Below are 15804 nucleotides of genomic sequence, written 5' to 3' on the forward strand. Positions count from 1 at the left end.
CGAGCGGGATGCTGACGATGCGCGAGCAATGGGGTTCAAGAACGGGCTTTATTCTGGCGACCATTGGAGCAGCGGTCGGGCTTGGCAACATCTGGCGCTTCGCCTACGTTGCGGGAGAGAATGGCGGTGCCGTTTTCCTCTTCATCTATCTCTTGTTCATTCTGCTGATTGGCCTGCCACTCGTCGTGGCGGAGCTGGCGATCGGCCGACACGGGAGAGGTGATGCCGTGGCCGCATTCGAGGCGGACGGATGCGACAGTGTGTGGCGAGGCGCCGGCTGGATCGGGGTGATTGGTGCAGGGCTGATCCTCAGCTTCTATTCGGTCATCGCAGGCTGGGCGCTCAAGTATTTCGCTGGCGCCGCGACCGGTGCGCTTTGGCAGACCGCAACGGGCGGCTTCGGCTCGTACTTCGAGGCATTCGTCAGCGGTACTGGAGAACCACTCCTGTGGCAGGCGATCATGCTGCTGGCCGCAGCCATCGTGGTGGCTGGTGGCGTCAATCGCGGGATCGAGAGGATCAACCTGTGGCTGATGCCTCTTCTCGCTCTCATCGTCATCCTGCTCGCGGCCTTCGCGTTGACGCTGCCTGGCGCGAGCAGGGGCGTGAGTTTCCTTTTTGCGCCCGACTGGAGCGCACTGACCCAGCCAACCGTATATCTCAATGCTCTTGGCCAGGCGTTTTTCTCTCTCGGCGTCGGCGTGGCCGTCTTCATCACATATGGCAGCTACCTCGGTCGTGAGACGCGTATACCGGGGGCCGCAGCGACGATCGTAGTCGGTGACACGGTATTCGCGATGGTCGCGGGGCTTGCCATATTTCCAGCAGTTTTCGCACTTGGCGGCGATCCTGCTGCCGGTCCAAGGCTGGCCTTCATCACATTCCCGCAGGTGCTGCTGCAAATGCCCATTGGAACGTGGATCGGGATCGTTTTCTTTCTGCTGCTCGCGGCCGCCGCGCTCACCTCGATCATCGCGCTGCTCGAGGTGCCGGTGGCGGTTGCCGCCAATCGTTTGGGATGGTCGAGGATACGGGCGACCGCAGTCGTGACGACAGTGGTCTTCGTCGTAGGGATACCGTCCGCCCTCAGCTATGGCGTACTCGGTGCCTTGACGCTCGGCGGCCTACCCGTCCTGGATGCGATCGATCATGCCGTCTCGAATTTCATTCTCCCCCTCTGCGGGTTGGCGATCGCGATTTATGTTGGTTGGCGGCTCGCGCCGGCCACCGTGATGGAGGCGGCGAACCTCGAGAAATCGGCGGTGGGCCGGACATGGCTGTGGCTGCTGAGAATAGTGGTGCCCGCAACGATAGCTGTCATCCTGATGAGGTCACTTGCCCTCATCTAGACCGGACCTGCCCGCCGACGCCCCCCGTCCGGTGTCATCGAGAGCCGCCGCACGATGACTGGCACCGCCGGAGCGGCGCCGGCCCGCTGGCACGGGGCAGCTCCCGCAACAATCTCGGGCCTATTGTGTCCACAGGACTGTGCCCTCGTGGAATTGCGACCAGGCGAACCAGAAGGCCTGATGACTGCCGAGATCGGAACCGTTTGCGTCGACGGCTTTGATTCCGCCCGCATCGAGCACCAGGCGGACGTTCTCGAAACCGACCGTGGCGCCGTTCAGCAGTGCCGCCATTGCCGTCGTCCGCTGGAAGGCCACCGGCGTTCCGGTCGCGGTCACGACGCCGATGACGTCCTCGTGAACTGGCAGACGCGGATCGACATCGCCCACGGGAAAGATCGGCCCATTGGCGTCACGACCATTGCGGAAGTCGAAATTGCGCCCGAGCGCCAGCGCTTCCACGAGCACGGTCGTTGCCGGATGGGCTCGTCTCCAGGAACCCCAGTCCGAGGTGATGACGCTCACTTGCTGGAGTTTCAGGCCCTTTTCAGCGAGGGGTCCGGTGACCGCGCGCCCCAGGAAGGTGTCGAACACGGAATGCGTATTGACGTCGTACATGACCTTGTTCGATCGGATGAGGAGCCCGGAAGTTCGCAGGATCGGCCGCTCGATCCCTTCCGGCATTCGGTCCGTCAAGTAGGCCTGGGCAGCACCGCAGAGCGTGCAATAGGGAATAGCCAGGTGGCGTCCGCCGAGCGTGTCGTTGACCATCTCGCGCACCTCCATGATGCGCCGCGGATAGGCTCGGAACTCACCGTTCACCTCGATGCCGAAGACGACGTCGTCGTCCTTCAGCCACGTCGCCTCCTCCACGCTGCTGACCTTCGGGTTGTCGGCGGCGGGGATGCAATTGCACGACACGTCGGTCTGATCATAGGGACGGTTGTCGATCAGTACGCCACCCCAGGACACGAGCCTCCAGTCGATGTCACCCTCGACGAAGATCTCCTGCCAACCCGGCACGAAGCTGGTGAAGATCGAGCGCTTGAATGCAAGATAACCCGGAAATTCCGGAACATCCCAGGCGATGAGACGGTTCGAAATCGCTTCCAGATCGAAAGCCGGTTCGAACTCGACCCCGAGGAGCGCGGCCGCCGCCTCGGAGAGCTCACGGGCGAAGCCCGCCTGCCACGTGAACCGCAGCATGTCGGTGATCAGCCAGGCGAGTCTCGGGTCGCCCGACTTCGCGATCTCCTGAAGCGCCCCGGTTTGCTGCGGCCCCCAGCGACCTTGCGAAATACTCTCGACGAAAACCGCGCGGACAGCCCGCTGAAGTTCATCCGAAAGCGGTCCATCAGGTATCGCGGGCGGCTCCCCGAATTGTTCGATTGCGTAGGCTGGCAGTGGCTTTCGCTCCTGGGCTACCGAGGCATCGGGCCCGAGCGAGCCGAGCAAGACGGACAGGGCGACCAGCGTCATGAGGTGGACGAAGCAAGTCGCTGCTCTCATGGGTGTTCCACTCCCCTCTGCGAACGCACGCTCGGGCCCACCGACCGGCCCCGCCCGGGTGCTGCGCATCGCGCAAACCACCCATTTTCCGCATCGGCTCATTTGTCGATCGAGATCCCCCGAGCGTCCAGTCACGATCGCATCAGCATCTCGTGAGGACCGTTTGGCGGATGCTTGCGGCGGGCCGCCCCGCCGAACGCCGTCGAAGAGGCCTCCCGGTGGGGCTCGAATGGGCTGCTCTCGTCGCGCGAGCCGTCGTGCGACCTCAAGGACCCTGCAAAACCCCGGCGGCGGGGGTGACCGGACAGCGCGTCAATGGGCCGACGAGAGGAAAATTCCAGCGTAACGTCAGTTCCTCTCCCGACAGTGTCATGCCCAGCACGTAGTCCCGAACCGCATCTTCGCCGCACTGTGCCTGGGCCCCGGTGAACCATCCCTCCTCGCGCCGTTCGAGTGGAAACCAGGTGAGGCGGCACCAGATCTCCCCGTGTCGCAGCCATTCGGAACCGACCACGAACGGTTCGGCCAGGACGGTTCCACCTGGCTTGATCGGCGCGCGGGCGCATTGGGCGGCAGTGCCCCACGCCCCGTGGAAACGCTCCCGATCGCCGCCAGCATCGGCCGTGGCAGCGATAGAGGTACATACGAAGAGGATGACCGAGCATGGGTAGCGCATGAACTCCGCCTAGCCGCTCCGAGGCGACGCAACCAGTCACTTCGCAGTGATCCCGGCACCGGAGCCGGGTCCCGGCGACTGCCAACCATGCCGATCCGATCACGATGCCGGCCCGACAACGAAGGGGCGAACCCGATGACCGGGTGATGGCCTTCAGCCGACGCGTCGAGAAGGGCGACCGGGTAGCGCCGCTTCGATCGGCTGTACTCTCCTCCCATCGCCACTTCACGCGCCATGCCCGCAGCGCGATCGGTGGGATGGTGCACATAGAGCAGACGCATTCGGCACGCCCTGGAGCCGCGGCTTCCACAACGAGGAGGGGGGGGGCATGATCGAGCGGGTCGCCCTCCATCCATCCGCGCCGGTGCGCGCAAAGGGATTCGCATGACGCGCCACATCATCCCGGGCGGTCCTTTCGAGCGCCTCGCCAAGGCGCACCCGCTGATTGCGGGCCGCAAAGTGGCGATCGTCGAGGAACGTCGAGGTCGCGAGAGTAGCGAGGGGCGTTTCCCGCCGCCCCGCAAGCATGAACGCAGGCTGTCATTGGGTCCACCCCTCACGCCTCATGGGTCCGGTGGGAGAAGACGTCAGCGAGTGCACTGATGAATGACCGAAAATGGCTTTGTTCAGCGTCTGTCTTTCGGATCGTCGCTCGCCACGTGCAGGCAACGCCGCGTTCGCCGAGCCTGATGAGTTGCAGCGCATTCCGCGCGCTATGGCGCTCCACGAACCACCTGCTCAGGATGCTCACGCCGAAGCCGCCGGCAACGAGGCTGCAAGCATAGTCGGCCGCACCGACCGATATGAGGTTGCGAGGAAATATCCCTGCAGGAAGGAAGAAATGTTCGACTTCCTGTCCGCGTTCGAGAACCGCGCTGTATGTGACGAATGGTTCCTGCTCGAAGTCCGACGGCGACAGCCACGGCCGGGCGGCAAGTGGATGACCGATCGGAACCACGCCGACGAGTTCGTCGTCCGCCAGCGCATGCGCCTCCAGCCCGCGACGTGAGTAGTCACCAAGCGCGATCGTCAGGTCGACGTCTCGGGATATCAATGCGTCGAGCGGCAAGCGCGAGGAATCACCCGCGATCTCGATCATCAACTCCGGATGGGTCAGCATGCAACCCGCCACGATCGGCGACAGCTCTCGGTGGAGATTGTATCCTCGCACTTCGATCCGGACCGTGGTGCTCCGAGCACTGCGTGCATAGTCCAGGCTGCGCTCGACCTGATGCAGTTCCTCGATGATCACACGTGCTGCGTTCAAAAGGGCCTTTCCTGGTGAGGCAAACTGGATCCGACCGTTCACACGGTGAAAAATCGTGGCGCCGGTCACGCGCTCGATCTCGCGCAGCCGGTTGCTGAGCGCCGGTTGACTGATCCCGAGCCGCTCGGCCGCCTTGGAAAGGTTGTCCGCGTCGTCCAGTGCGACGAGTGCTCGCAGTTGCTTGACCGTCAGTCTGTTGAGGGTCTTCAGCGGTCGCACGGCTCGTCTCCAGTTTCTGCCCGGCTCGTGTTCATTCAGAACTCGTATCAACTCCATTCAGAATTCGGAATGCGGCAGTCGCATGATCGATGCTACCCCGTGCGCTGGCAGAGCGGTGCATCCGGCACCATCATTCGCGAGGTCTTGCATGAAGCTCGGTTCCGTATCTCTCGAAGAACGTGGGATGGTCTTGCACATTGCAGCGTCGGAGCAGGGACCGGCGCGTGACCTCTACGCCAACTACCACTGGCTTCGAGACAACTGTCCGTCGTCGTTCGATGCCAGGATCGGCGACCGCCAGTACGACATTGTCGCCGACAGCACCGAACTGCGGCCCAGCGAGGCACGCCAGGAGGGGGACGACCTCGTGATCGTCTGGTCGGGTGATGGCCATTTCAGCAGGTTCGATCTCGGGTGGCTCTGTCGTTGGCTGGAGCGCCCGGGGCACCCTGATCCCGCGCGCGTTGCAAAGCGCTTCTGGACGGCAGGGAGCGCGAGCATACCGAAGCGCTTCCAATTCACGTCCCTGACCTGTGATCGGAGCACCGCTCGCGCATATCTCGGCACGCTGCTTGGCGACGGCATCGCATTGGTCGAGCACGTTCCGGACAGTGACGAGGGTGTCCGGCTCGTCGCTGAGGTCGCTGGACATGTGCGCGCAACCTTCTCGGGAACCTATTTCGACGTCAAGAGCTATGCCAAGCCGGTCGGCACGGCCTACACGGCCCAGGCGCTCGAGCCGCATACGGACAGTCCTTGCGAAGCGTACCCCGGTTGGATTCAGTATCTCCACTGCCGGGTGAACGATGCGACCGGCGGCGAAACCACCTTCGTCGACGGCGCGGCCGCGGGACTTCGAGCTTCTTTCGGAATTCTCCATCCCCTTCCGTTTCTCGCACGACGCCATGGATATGCGTGCACGCCAGACCGTCATCGTTCTGGGGAGTGACGGCGAGGTCGAGGGCGTCACCATCAGCCAGCACATGTCCGATGTTTTCGACCTCGATCAGCACCTCCTCGACAAATATTATCCAGCCTTCCGTCGCTTCGGCGCCATGCTGCGCGATCCCAAGTACCTCATCTCCATCAAGCTCGCACCAGGGGAGTGCGCGGTGTTCGACAACCAGCGGATCGTGCACGCCAGGACCGCATTCGATCCCACCAGCGGGGCGCGCCACTTGCGCGGATGTTATACGGATCGCGGCGAGCTGCGGTCGCGCTACCGGGTGGCCATGCGCGAGGCCGATGCCAGCGGAGAAAAGGAGGTGCGGACGTGACCCACATGCAGGAGATCATAGCAAAGGCCAGCGCCTTGCCGTGGCCCGACGAGAGGACGCTCCGGCTCGACCTTGCCGTTGCCTTCCGGCTTGCGGCGGATTTCGGCTGGACGGAGTCGGTCGGCAATCATTTTTCCGCTGTCGTGTCGCCCGGGGAAGGCACCTTCCTCATGAATCCGCGATGGCAGCATTTCTCGACGATTCGCGCGAGCGAACTCCTGCTGCTGAACTGGAACGATACCGGGACGATGCAGCGACCCAATCCGCCCGACCGGTCGGGTTGGTGCATACACAGCCAGCTCCACGCGGCGCTTCCCCATGCGCGCGTCGTCCTCCACATCCATCCCTGCTATGCGACAGCACTCGCAGGGTTGGCCGACCCGAGCCTGAAGCCGATTGACCAGGTGACCGCACGCTTCTGGGACCGCGTTGCCATCGATCTCGAATTCGAACAGGTCTCGACGACGGAGGCCGAAGGGCGAAGGCTGGCCTCGGTCATCGGCGAGCATTCGGTCCTGATGATGGGCAATCATGGGGTGACAGTGGCGGCCGAGACCGTGGCCCATGCCTTCGAGGAGCTTTATCTCTTCGAGCGCGCCTGCCGCACGATGGTGCTCGCCTACGGGACAGGTCAGCCCCTGAATGTCATGTCCGATGCCATTGCAGCAGTGACATCGCGAGGATGGGACGGCTGCCGGGAGATGGCGGTGTCGCACTTCGAGCAATTGAAGGCCAAGATCATCCGCCAGGACCCCTCGGTCGCCGAATAGCTCGGCGGATGCAGGCGGCTCGATCGGGCGCTATGATGGAGCAGGCTTCAACCGATGGGCAGGGCGAGGGATGCGGCGCATACGCTCGGGACGGCATCACACGCGATTTGAGTTCGGCACGCTGACGATGACATCCTTGTGCGATGGCTTCGTCGACATGCCAACCTCACGATTGCGTCGGATCGGCGACCGCGTGTTCGGTGACGACCTGCCGCCTCGGGTACGCCTCGTCGACGGCAATCTGAGGCTGTCGGTCAACGCCTTCGCGCTCGATGACGGGGGCGACGTCGTGCTGTTCGATACGGGAGCAGCCGACGTCTGGCACCCCAGCATGGGGCGACTTCCGGATGCCGTGCGAGAGGCTGGCATCGAGCCCGAGAGGGTCCGGACCGTCGCCTTCACCCACACGCACCTGGATCATATTCACGGTCTGATCCTGCCCGGCGGGAATGTCGCATTCCCCCGGCTCTCCCGCCTTCTGGTGCCCCGAGCGGAGATGGATATGTTTCGCGCTGTGGTGCGGCTCGAGCGCTTTCACGACATGGCGGAGGCTTTCGACGACGGCGATGAAATCGCAAGGAATGTCAACGCCATTGCCGCTCCCGGTCATGAAGTGGGACACACCTGCTTTCGGGCGACGAGCGCCGGCGAGACGGTGCTGATCTGGGGGGATATCATTCATGTGCCGTCGATCCAGTTCGAGCAACCGGACATCGCCTGGGAATTCGACCGCGATCAGACACTCGCTCGCGCGAGCCGCATCGAGGTCATGTCCCTGGCTGCCGACAACGATTTCCTGATTACGGGAGCTCATCTGGATGCCCCGGGTGTCGGGCGCATCATCCGATCAGGGGCCGGCTTCAGCTTTTGTCCGCTTTAGGTTTTCGCCCCCTCCGGATGATGGCGATCGAGTGCCCGACGTCCTCGGTCCGCCTCGCGCACGTACTCTCGAGCGAATTGGGCCTTACCGGCAACCGCCACTGGCAATGGCATCGCCGGGTGTGAGCCTCGTTCCTTGCGATTTTCCGAGGCAACCGTGACGCCGCCGACCAGGACGTCCGCCTGATCGTTGACCTGTTTTGCCTGGTCCTCGGCGATGTGCGCAGAGCGGGCTGTCGTCGATGGACCGCTGTGGCCGAGCGGCTCGCCGATCATCACTGGCGAGCCGCCGTTGGACGCAACGATGCTGGCAACGGAGTGCCGAGCATTTGGTAGGCGAACGTCCGGGGTCCTCGCCCCCCTCAACCCGGATGCGGACCGATGCGCTCGCCGTGTTTGACCCGCTCGGGCGCCTTGTGCACGAGCGTGTAGGCGTAATCGACGCCCATGCCGTACGCCCCCGAGTGCTCTTGGACGAGACTGATCGTGGCGTCGTAGGTATCCTTGCGCGCCCAGTCGCGCTGCCACTCGAGCAGCACCTGCTGCCAGGTCATCGGCACGACGCCAGCTTGGACCATGCGCTGCATCGCATGGTCGTGCGCGTCCTTGCTGGTGCCGCCGGAAGCGTCTGCGACCATGTAGATCTCGTAGCCGCCCTCCTTCATGGCCGAGAGCGCGAACATGGCGTTGCAAACCTCCGTCCAGAGGCCCGCGACCACGATTTTTTTTCTTCCGGTCGCCGCGAGTGCATCACGCACGTTCCGGTCGTCCCACGAGTTCATGGACGTGCGTTCCAGGATCTTGTTGTCCGGCAGGACGGCGAGAATCTCGGGGTACGTATGGCCTGAGAAACTCTCCGTCTCGACGGTCGTGATCGTCGTCGGTACGCCGAACACCTTTGCCGCCTTGGCGAGCGCGACGACGTTGTTCTTCAGCATCTGGCGGTCGATCGACTGCACGCCGAAGGCCATCTGCGGCTGATGATCGATGATGATGAGCTGGCTGTTCTGCGGCGTGAGGAGTTCGAGGTAGCTGGTCATGATGATCTCTCTATGTTGAAGGCGATGCGGGGGAGGCGGAGTGCTTGGTCCCGCCCCGGTCTTGCACGTTGGCGCCGATGGTCAGGCGCCCATGTCGAAAAGGAGCACTTCGGCCTCGTCGAGCCCCTCGAGGTGGAGCCGCCCGGAAGTCGAGATGGCAACGCCATCGCCCTCGCGCAGCGGCTCGCCATTCAGTGCCAGGCAACCGCGGGCGACCTGCACCCAGCCGCCGCGTCCGGCTGCGATCATGTGCTCGACGGCGTCTCCTTCACCGAGCATCGTTGCGTAGAGATCGACGTCCTGGTGGATCGTGACCGAACCCTCGCGACCTTCGCGCGAACCGATCAGCCTCAACCGGCCGCGTTTCTCGGCATCGGGGAACGACCGCTGCTCGTACCCGGGCGCGATCCCTTTTTTCTCCGGAATGATCCAGACCTGGAGGAAGTGGACGGGCTCCGTCTTCGAGGCGTTGAACTCCGAGTGTCGCACGCCGGTCCCGGCCGACATGCGCTGCACGTCACCGGGCCGGATCACCGAACCCGTTCCGAGGCTGTCCTTGTGCTCGAGCGCACCTTCGAGGACATAGGAGATGATCTCCATGTCGCTGTGCGGATGCGCGGGAAAGCCGCCGCCTGGCGCCACGCGATCGTCGTTGATCACCCGCAGCGGGCCGAAGCCCATGTGCCTCGGATCGTGATAATGCCCGAACGAGAAGCTGTGCCGGCTGTTCAGCCAGCCGAAGTTGGCTCGACCACGCTCCTCTGATCTTCGCAATGTCAGTGTCATGGCTCATCTCCTTGGCTTGCGGCGCTGGACGCCTGTTGCCGCATGAGGTAGATGGATGCTGATCTTCCGACAATTCATGCATTTTAGTTCACTCTGCGTCCAAATTGGATACAATGATCCCATGGACAAGCTCGATGCCATGAATGCCTTCGTGAAGGTCGTCGCGCACGGCAGCTACGCCGAGGCAGCGCGGACGCTGGGGCTCACCCGTTCCGCCGTCAGCAAGGCGGTGAAGGAGCTGGAACAGCTGCTCGGTGCGCGTCTGCTCGACCGCACGACACGGCGCGTCAGCGCGACGGAGGCCGGCCTCGCCTACTACGAGAGTTGCCTAGACATCCTGGCCCGCGTCGAGGAGACCGAAATGCAGGTCTCCCGCCTGCACGACGAGCCCCGGGGAGTCCTCAAGCTGAACGCGCCGGTGTCGTTCGGCGTGCTGCACCTCGGGCCGCTGATCGCCGCGTTCATGGAGCAATATGCCGATCTGAAAATCGAGCTGACACTGAACGACCGCTTCATCGATCCGATCGAAGAAGGTTTCGATGTCACGATCCGGATCGGCGTATTGGCGGACTCGAGCCTGATCGCGCGACGCCTGGCGCCCGCACGCCGCGTTCTGGTGGCGGCGCCCGCGTACGTGGAAAAGAACGGCGCACCAATGATGCTGGACGACCTCGTAAAGCATCGATGCCTGAACTACGGACACACCACGACGCTACAGCGCTGGCAGCTCACGCGAGCCGGACAGTCGATCGGGGTCGCCATAAACTCCGTGCTGTGCTCGAACAACGGGAACATCCTGCGCGCCGCCGCGCTCGCCGGGCAGGGCATCGCCAAGCTGCCGACCTTCCTGGTCGGTCCCGATCTCGCGGCCGGCCGCTTGGTGGTCGTTCTGCCGGAGCATCCGCCGACGGACCTCGGCATCTACGCGCTCTATGCGCCGAACCGCTACCTCGCGGCAAAGACCCGGCTGCTGATCGATTTCCTGGCCGCCCGGTTCGGCGAGCGGCCGGCCTGGGACAAGACGAAGTAGCACCGCCTGCTGACGCATCGACCGATCGGCCGCAACTTCGGCTCCGGCAAACGGCCGTGCGAGAACGCACGGTCCGGTCATCGATCGCGGCCACGCTTAATCCGTGGATTGACCTTCGAGGCGATCGGCGCCCCGGCTCACGACCTTCGACACCATGGGTTCCCCTCGGTTCGATCCATTGGCGAGTCGATGCGCACTTTCGCTCTTGGACCTTCTGAGGTTACTCTCCTTTGCGAGGGGCGACTCGGGACGAGATGACGAACGGCAACCACGATACGCGGCACAGTGGATTCGAGTCGGATGCGGGACACTTTTCGCGCTCGACGCCCCTGAGCTACGCCTATGCCGACATCGCACTCGCGCTCGTTTGGAACATCGGTCTTCTTTTCTACGCTCCGTCCTGGCTGGTCTTCCTGCCCGCACTGGTGACGGGCACGGCCGCGGTCCTGGTCGACTATGTCTGGTTCTACCGCAGCGGTCGCAGGGAGGTCTTACGGGACGGGCGGCCAGCCGATGGACTGTTCATCGCTTGGTGGCTCGTATTCTGGTTCGAGTTCCTGATCGCCTGGAACATCGGCACCTTCGTCGGACTGGCCTTGACGGCTGGCCTGACAACCACCGTCGGTCTCGCCTGGACACTCGCCTTCTGCGCCTGGTTCTGGGTCGTCACGCCCGGGCTCTCGCGCGCCCTCGGTGACTTCGGTGTCGGCAACGAGTTGGTTTTGACGACGCGACGCGTCGGATCACGGCTCAGTTTTGCGCGCATCACCTGGGTGGCGGTGCTCTACACGGGTCTCCTCGCGACAATTCTGGATTGGGACCTGGCCAAGGCCGCCGAGCTGTTCGCCATCGGCATGCTGGCGGCCGGCGCCATGGAGATACCGCTCTATGTGCTGAACATACGACCCGGCCCGCACGCCTGGAAGGCACTCGTCGTCAATACGCTCGTCGAGTGGAATTATGCCGTCCCGATCTTCTTCGTCGTCTTCGCCCTGATCGGTTGAGGAGCGCCAGGTGACCGCCGAAGTTCCGCTGGTCAAGACCGGTGCCCTGCCCCTCCTCTTCAACGGACTAGCACTCGTCGGCCGCGGCCTGGGTCTCGAAAGAACGTGCCTGTCCGTGGACGCGCTCGAAAAGAGGGTCTGGCCAAACCTCGGCGAAGGCCACCTCGATGACACCAGTCGGGCATTGACCGCAAGCGCAATTGCTTCCGTCGGTGAGGACTCCCGACTGACGCCATTCGGTGAGTATGCCGTTCGCGAAATCGTCTTGCGGACCATGCGTGTGCAGCGCGCCTTGAGCGAGTTCAAGGCAAGCCACCCCGAAATCCTCGCACGGCGTGTCGAGCGGCCGATCCTGATCGTCGGCTGGTATCGAACCGGCACGACCTTGGCCCACCGTCTGCTCGCCTCGGCCGATCGCGTTCGGGCTCCAAGAGCCTACGAACTCTATTTCCCGGTTCCCGAGCACGAGGAGCCGCTCGAGGCCGATCGAACCCGGATCAAACGAACGCGCGCCATGCTGCGCTTGGCACACCTCGCCATACCGGCCTTGCGCCGGCTCCACCGCATCACCCCCGAGAGTGCCGAAGAAAGCACCGTCCTGCTCGACAATGCGGGCGCCGGAATCTACATGCTGCACGCCTTTGGCGCCCACGGTCATGGCGAGAGGCTCATGGCGTCGGATCTTCACGCGGCATACGCCGCGCTGAAATGCCAGCTACAGGTTCTGCAGGGTCCGGCTCCATCGCCAGACCGCTGGATCCTGAAGTGCCCGTTTTCGCTCGCGCATCTGATGGCCTTCCACCAGGTTTTTCCGGACGGATCGGTGGTCCACATTCATCGTGACATTGTCGGAGCCCTCGCCTCGGTCTGCCGCTTGGCGCTGACCTTGCAGTCGGCGTTCGTTGAACGCCCAGACGTCAGGGCGATCGGCCGCTTCTGGGCGAACTTCTGTCTCGAGGCTGCGGCACATGCCGAACGCGCCCGCACGCTCTACCCGCGAGGTCACTACATCGACGTCGACTACGACAGCCTCAGCCGCGAACCCATCGCCACCGCGCTGGCGCTCGGAGAAAAGCTCGCTCTCACGATCCAACCGAATGCGTTGCATGCGGCACTGACCGAGGCAGGCGCGCCATCGCCTCCCTTCGCCCGGGATCTCTCCGTCTTCGGGCTGGACGCAACGGACGTCGTCAGGCGCCACGCTGATCTCACGACCACGATCGGGCGAAGAGAATATTGACGCCGCGGCGGCGCCCGCAGGCGCACCCACGCCGCGGAGCCAATTGCGGCGGTTCGGGTTCATCGAGTGAGCGGTGCCGCGGCGTCCCGTGGCTTTTCGACCAAAATGACGTTCGCCGGCAGGAGAAGGAGATCGGCGACCAGGGCGAAGAAGAGGATGCCGATGATGATCGTGCCAAAGAGTGCGACGGTCGGAAGGCTGCTGAAGAATGTCACGACCATGCCGACCGAAAAGACCACCGTCGTCGCCACCAAGGCAGGTGACACCGCCGTCAGAGAATTGCTCATGGCCACGTCCGGCGCCTCTTGCTGGCTACGTTCGAGGGCATATTGATTGAGGAGATGAACGGAATCGTCGACTGCCAGTCCAAAGCCCACGGTCAGCGCGATCGCGCTCGTCATATCGATGCCGCCGGCCAGGACCCAGGCGGTCGACTCGGCCAGGAGGATCGGCAGAACATTCGGCACGATGCACGCCAGACCCAGGCGCCAGGATCCAAGCGCGACACCGATGACCAGGATGGAAAGTCCGATCGAGAGAAGAAGGCCATGGCGAAGGTCGTCGATCAGCATTGGGATGACGCGGGCCCGCAACACCGGTCCGCCTGTCACGGTGATCCGGCCCGATATGCCGGCAGCCGCGATTTCCTTCTCGATACGATCGACAAGCTGATCCATCTCCAGCGCCGTGAGCCCCTGCGGCACGAAGGCCGAGATCAGCAGCTTGTCGAGACCGCGAGAAATGAACCAGCGCATCATCGGATGATTGGCGATGGTCGGTTGTGAGAGATCGATGCCATCGCTCCCGAACGTCGCCGACCTTCGAGCCAAGGCGAGAGACATCGAGCGGTTGGGACCGATGACCGTCCCGATCGCCTGCTCGATCCGGGCAAGCTCGTCCAATTCAGTTCGCAGCAATCGATCCGCCGGCTGCGCCCTGTCGACGATGACGAAGAGCTGGGCAGAGCCCCCGAAGCTGCGGTCGACGATTTCAAGTGACCGGCGCACTTGCGAATCGAACGGGATGTAGTCCGTCAGTCGGTACTGCCCTGGCACCGTGAAATGTACGCTCAGAAGGGCACCTGCCACGACAATCCCCATCGCGGCCAGCAGACGCCGCCGCCTCGCCAGGAGACCGTTCGCCAAGCGTCCGACACTTTGAAGCATGGGCCAACGGGCGGGCCGAAAGGGAAGATTACAGCGGACAACGAGCCAGATGCCCGCCGGCAGAACGACCACCGTCACGACGTAGCCGATGACGACCGCTGCAATGCCCGAGTACGCCATCTTGGCGAGTGCCTCGTTGGAGGCGATCAAGAGGGAGACGAATGCGATCGCTGTCGTCAGATTTGCAAGGGCGCACGCCGGCCCGACGTCGAGGATCGAATGGCGAAGTGCCTCGAGCGGTTCCGCGCCGTTCTCGCACCCGCGTCGCCAGTGAAAGAAGAGGTGAAGTCCGTCCGCGAACACGAGGACGATCAAAAGCACGGGAATCACCGTGGTCAGATAGTCGATCCTGACACCGAGCACAGCCTGCAATCCGAGAAATGCGATCAGTGCCACGAGCGGCGGCACCGTGCACAGGAGAGCCGCGGCAGCCGAGCGGAACAGCAGGAACGAGATGATGGCGCAGATCAGCACGGCAATCGACGTCAAGAGGATCTGATCGCGCTTGATGCCATTGACCAGATCCCGTTGGATCGTCGGGCGGCCGACGAAGGAGATCTCGAAGTCCGGCCGGTTGAAGCTCTCGAGAACGAGGGCAAGTTCGGCAAGTGCGTCCTGCGAAAAGCCGCTGCTTCCCATCGCCGTGTCCGGCATCACGATCAGGAGCGCCGATCCCCCCTCGAGATCGAGGAATGTGCGGATGGAAGGAAGCTCCTCCCGGAGGCCATCGACGACGGTTCGCAGCTGCTCATCGGACTGAAAGCGGTCTGGCAGGGTCGGCTGCCAGCCGTTCCCATCGACAGTTGGGCTTGCGAGCGAGAACACCGAAAGCACGTTACCGACGCCGGTTGCGAGCTTCAGTTCGATCTGGAATTGCCTGAAGCGCTCGAAGCCCTCGACCGTGGCGAGGTCCGGCGATTGGACGATCAGCACCTCATCGTCCGAGAAACTGCGATAATCCCTCTCCAGCGCTGTAACGTCCGTGTAGGCGCTCGCCTCGGACTTCAACAGGCTGTCGAAGTTGCCGTCGAAAGACAGCCGAGATGCAATGAAAGCGAGCGAGAGAACGATGATGAGAACAGTCGCCGCGATCGTCGCGCGCGGCCAAGCCAGAGAAATCAGGCCGATCCTCTCGACCCCGAGCACGAAGGCGCCACGGCGCTCCCCAGTCGGATTGTTCATTGTATTCCCCGCACACCCATTCTCGTCATTCGACATGGTTCTCCCCGAGGACGGGACGTGGTCGCGACGAGGAGCGCTTCCATGGGGAGGAGAACGATCGAGCCCGAAATCCCGCCCTCGGGTTGCGGCTGCACCGCGATGCGCACACATCGAACGCGGCGGTCAGCACCTCGGTGACCGCACCGTCGGTCTCTCTGTTGCAGAATCCCTCATCGGCCGGGATCGACTGTGTCCGCCACGTGCCCCCCCCCCCCCCCCCCCCCCCCCCCCCCCCCCCCCCCCCCCCCCCCCCGCCCGCCCCCGGCCCCCCCCCCCCCCGCCCCCCCCGCCCCCCCTTCCCCCCCCCCCCCCCCCGTAGTCCCCTCCTGGCCCCGCCCCCCCGTGCCCCGGCCCACTGGGGTGCCACGCCGGGA

General features: G+C 63.8%; 14 protein-coding genes and 1 pseudogene. 9 read left to right on the forward strand and 6 right to left on the reverse strand.

The window, feature by feature from the left end; translation table 11 throughout:
* Positions 1-8 precede the first annotated feature (8 nt).
* Positions 9-1349, forward strand: coding sequence for a sodium-dependent transporter (locus tag GC150_07605; GenBank protein MBI1384758.1), 1341 nt, complete (start codon positions 9-11; stop codon positions 1347-1349).
* A gap of 120 nt (positions 1350-1469) precedes the next feature.
* Here the strand turns inward: GC150_07605 and GC150_07610 are convergent, their stop codons facing one another.
* From GC150_07610 to GC150_07620, 3 genes are all read right to left on the reverse strand, one after another.
* Positions 1470-2855, reverse strand: a complete 1386-nt coding sequence (locus GC150_07610; GenBank protein MBI1384759.1) for a DUF3179 domain-containing protein — start codon at positions 2853-2855, stop codon at positions 1470-1472.
* A 265-nt stretch (positions 2856-3120) separates the two neighbouring features.
* Positions 3121-3531 carry a hypothetical protein gene (locus tag GC150_07615; GenBank protein ID MBI1384760.1) on the reverse strand — a complete coding sequence of 137 codons (411 nt, stop codon included), beginning with the start codon at positions 3529-3531 and terminating at the stop codon, positions 3121-3123.
* A 556-nt stretch (positions 3532-4087) separates the two neighbouring features.
* Positions 4088-5074 carry a LysR family transcriptional regulator gene (locus tag GC150_07620; GenBank protein MBI1384761.1) on the reverse strand — a complete coding sequence of 329 codons (987 nt, stop codon included), beginning with the start codon at positions 5072-5074 and terminating at the stop codon, positions 4088-4090.
* Positions 5075-5099: 25 nt separating this feature from the next.
* On the opposite strand from GC150_07620, the gene GC150_07625 reads away from it, so the two are divergent.
* From GC150_07625 to GC150_07640, 4 genes are all read left to right on the forward strand, one after another.
* The gene (locus GC150_07625) at positions 5100-5966 is read left to right on the forward strand and encodes a hypothetical protein (GenBank protein MBI1384762.1); all 867 of its coding nucleotides are present in this window, start codon (positions 5100-5102) and stop codon (positions 5964-5966) included.
* Positions 5824-6294 (forward strand): hypothetical protein, encoded by a 471-nt coding sequence (locus GC150_07630; protein MBI1384763.1) that lies wholly within the window; start codon positions 5824-5826, stop codon positions 6292-6294. Before GC150_07625 ends, GC150_07630 begins: the two co-directional genes overlap by 143 nt.
* Before the next feature lie 5 nt (positions 6295-6299).
* Positions 6300-7064 (forward strand): hypothetical protein, encoded by a 765-nt coding sequence (locus GC150_07635; protein MBI1384764.1) that lies wholly within the window; start codon positions 6300-6302, stop codon positions 7062-7064.
* A 70-nt stretch (positions 7065-7134) separates the two neighbouring features.
* Positions 7135-7944, forward strand: coding sequence for an MBL fold metallo-hydrolase (locus GC150_07640; protein MBI1384765.1), 810 nt, complete (start codon positions 7135-7137; stop codon positions 7942-7944).
* Positions 7945-8305: 361 nt separating this feature from the next.
* On the opposite strand, the gene GC150_07645 is transcribed toward GC150_07640, so the two are convergent.
* Positions 8306-8983: an isochorismatase family protein gene (locus GC150_07645; GenBank protein ID MBI1384766.1), complete on the reverse strand. Its 678-nt coding sequence runs from the start codon at positions 8981-8983 to the stop codon at positions 8306-8308.
* Positions 8984-9064: 81 nt separating this feature from the next.
* Positions 9065-9769 (reverse strand): cupin domain-containing protein, encoded by a 705-nt coding sequence (locus GC150_07650; protein MBI1384767.1) that lies wholly within the window; start codon positions 9767-9769, stop codon positions 9065-9067.
* Between the two features lie 121 nt (positions 9770-9890).
* On the opposite strand from GC150_07650, the gene GC150_07655 reads away from it, so the two are divergent.
* The 3 genes from GC150_07655 (at position 9891) to GC150_07665 (ending at position 13043) form a co-directional block, all read left to right on the forward strand.
* Complete coding sequence (locus tag GC150_07655) at positions 9891-10799, forward strand: LysR family transcriptional regulator (GenBank protein ID MBI1384768.1); 909 nt, start codon at positions 9891-9893, stop codon at positions 10797-10799.
* A gap of 254 nt (positions 10800-11053) precedes the next feature.
* Positions 11054-11803, forward strand: a complete 750-nt coding sequence (locus GC150_07660) for a hypothetical protein (protein MBI1384769.1) — start codon at positions 11054-11056, stop codon at positions 11801-11803.
* A 10-nt stretch (positions 11804-11813) separates the two neighbouring features.
* Positions 11814-13043 carry a hypothetical protein gene (locus GC150_07665; protein MBI1384770.1) on the forward strand — a complete coding sequence of 410 codons (1230 nt, stop codon included), beginning with the start codon at positions 11814-11816 and terminating at the stop codon, positions 13041-13043.
* Positions 13044-13102: 59 nt separating this feature from the next.
* Here GC150_07665 and GC150_07670 read toward each other — a convergent pair whose 3' ends face one another.
* The gene (locus GC150_07670; GenBank protein MBI1384771.1) at positions 13103-15541 is read right to left on the reverse strand and encodes an MMPL family transporter; all 2439 of its coding nucleotides are present in this window, start codon (positions 15539-15541) and stop codon (positions 13103-13105) included.
* Positions 15542-15635: 94 nt separating this feature from the next.
* Between GC150_07670 and GC150_07675 the strand changes: the two are divergent.
* A pseudogene (locus tag GC150_07675) lies at positions 15636-15749 on the forward strand (DUF2497 domain-containing protein).
* Positions 15750-15804: the final 55 nt, after the last annotated feature.

Source organism: Hyphomicrobiales bacterium (assembly GCA_016125495.1).
Taxonomy (GTDB): Bacteria; Pseudomonadota; Alphaproteobacteria; order Rhizobiales; family RI-29; genus RI-29.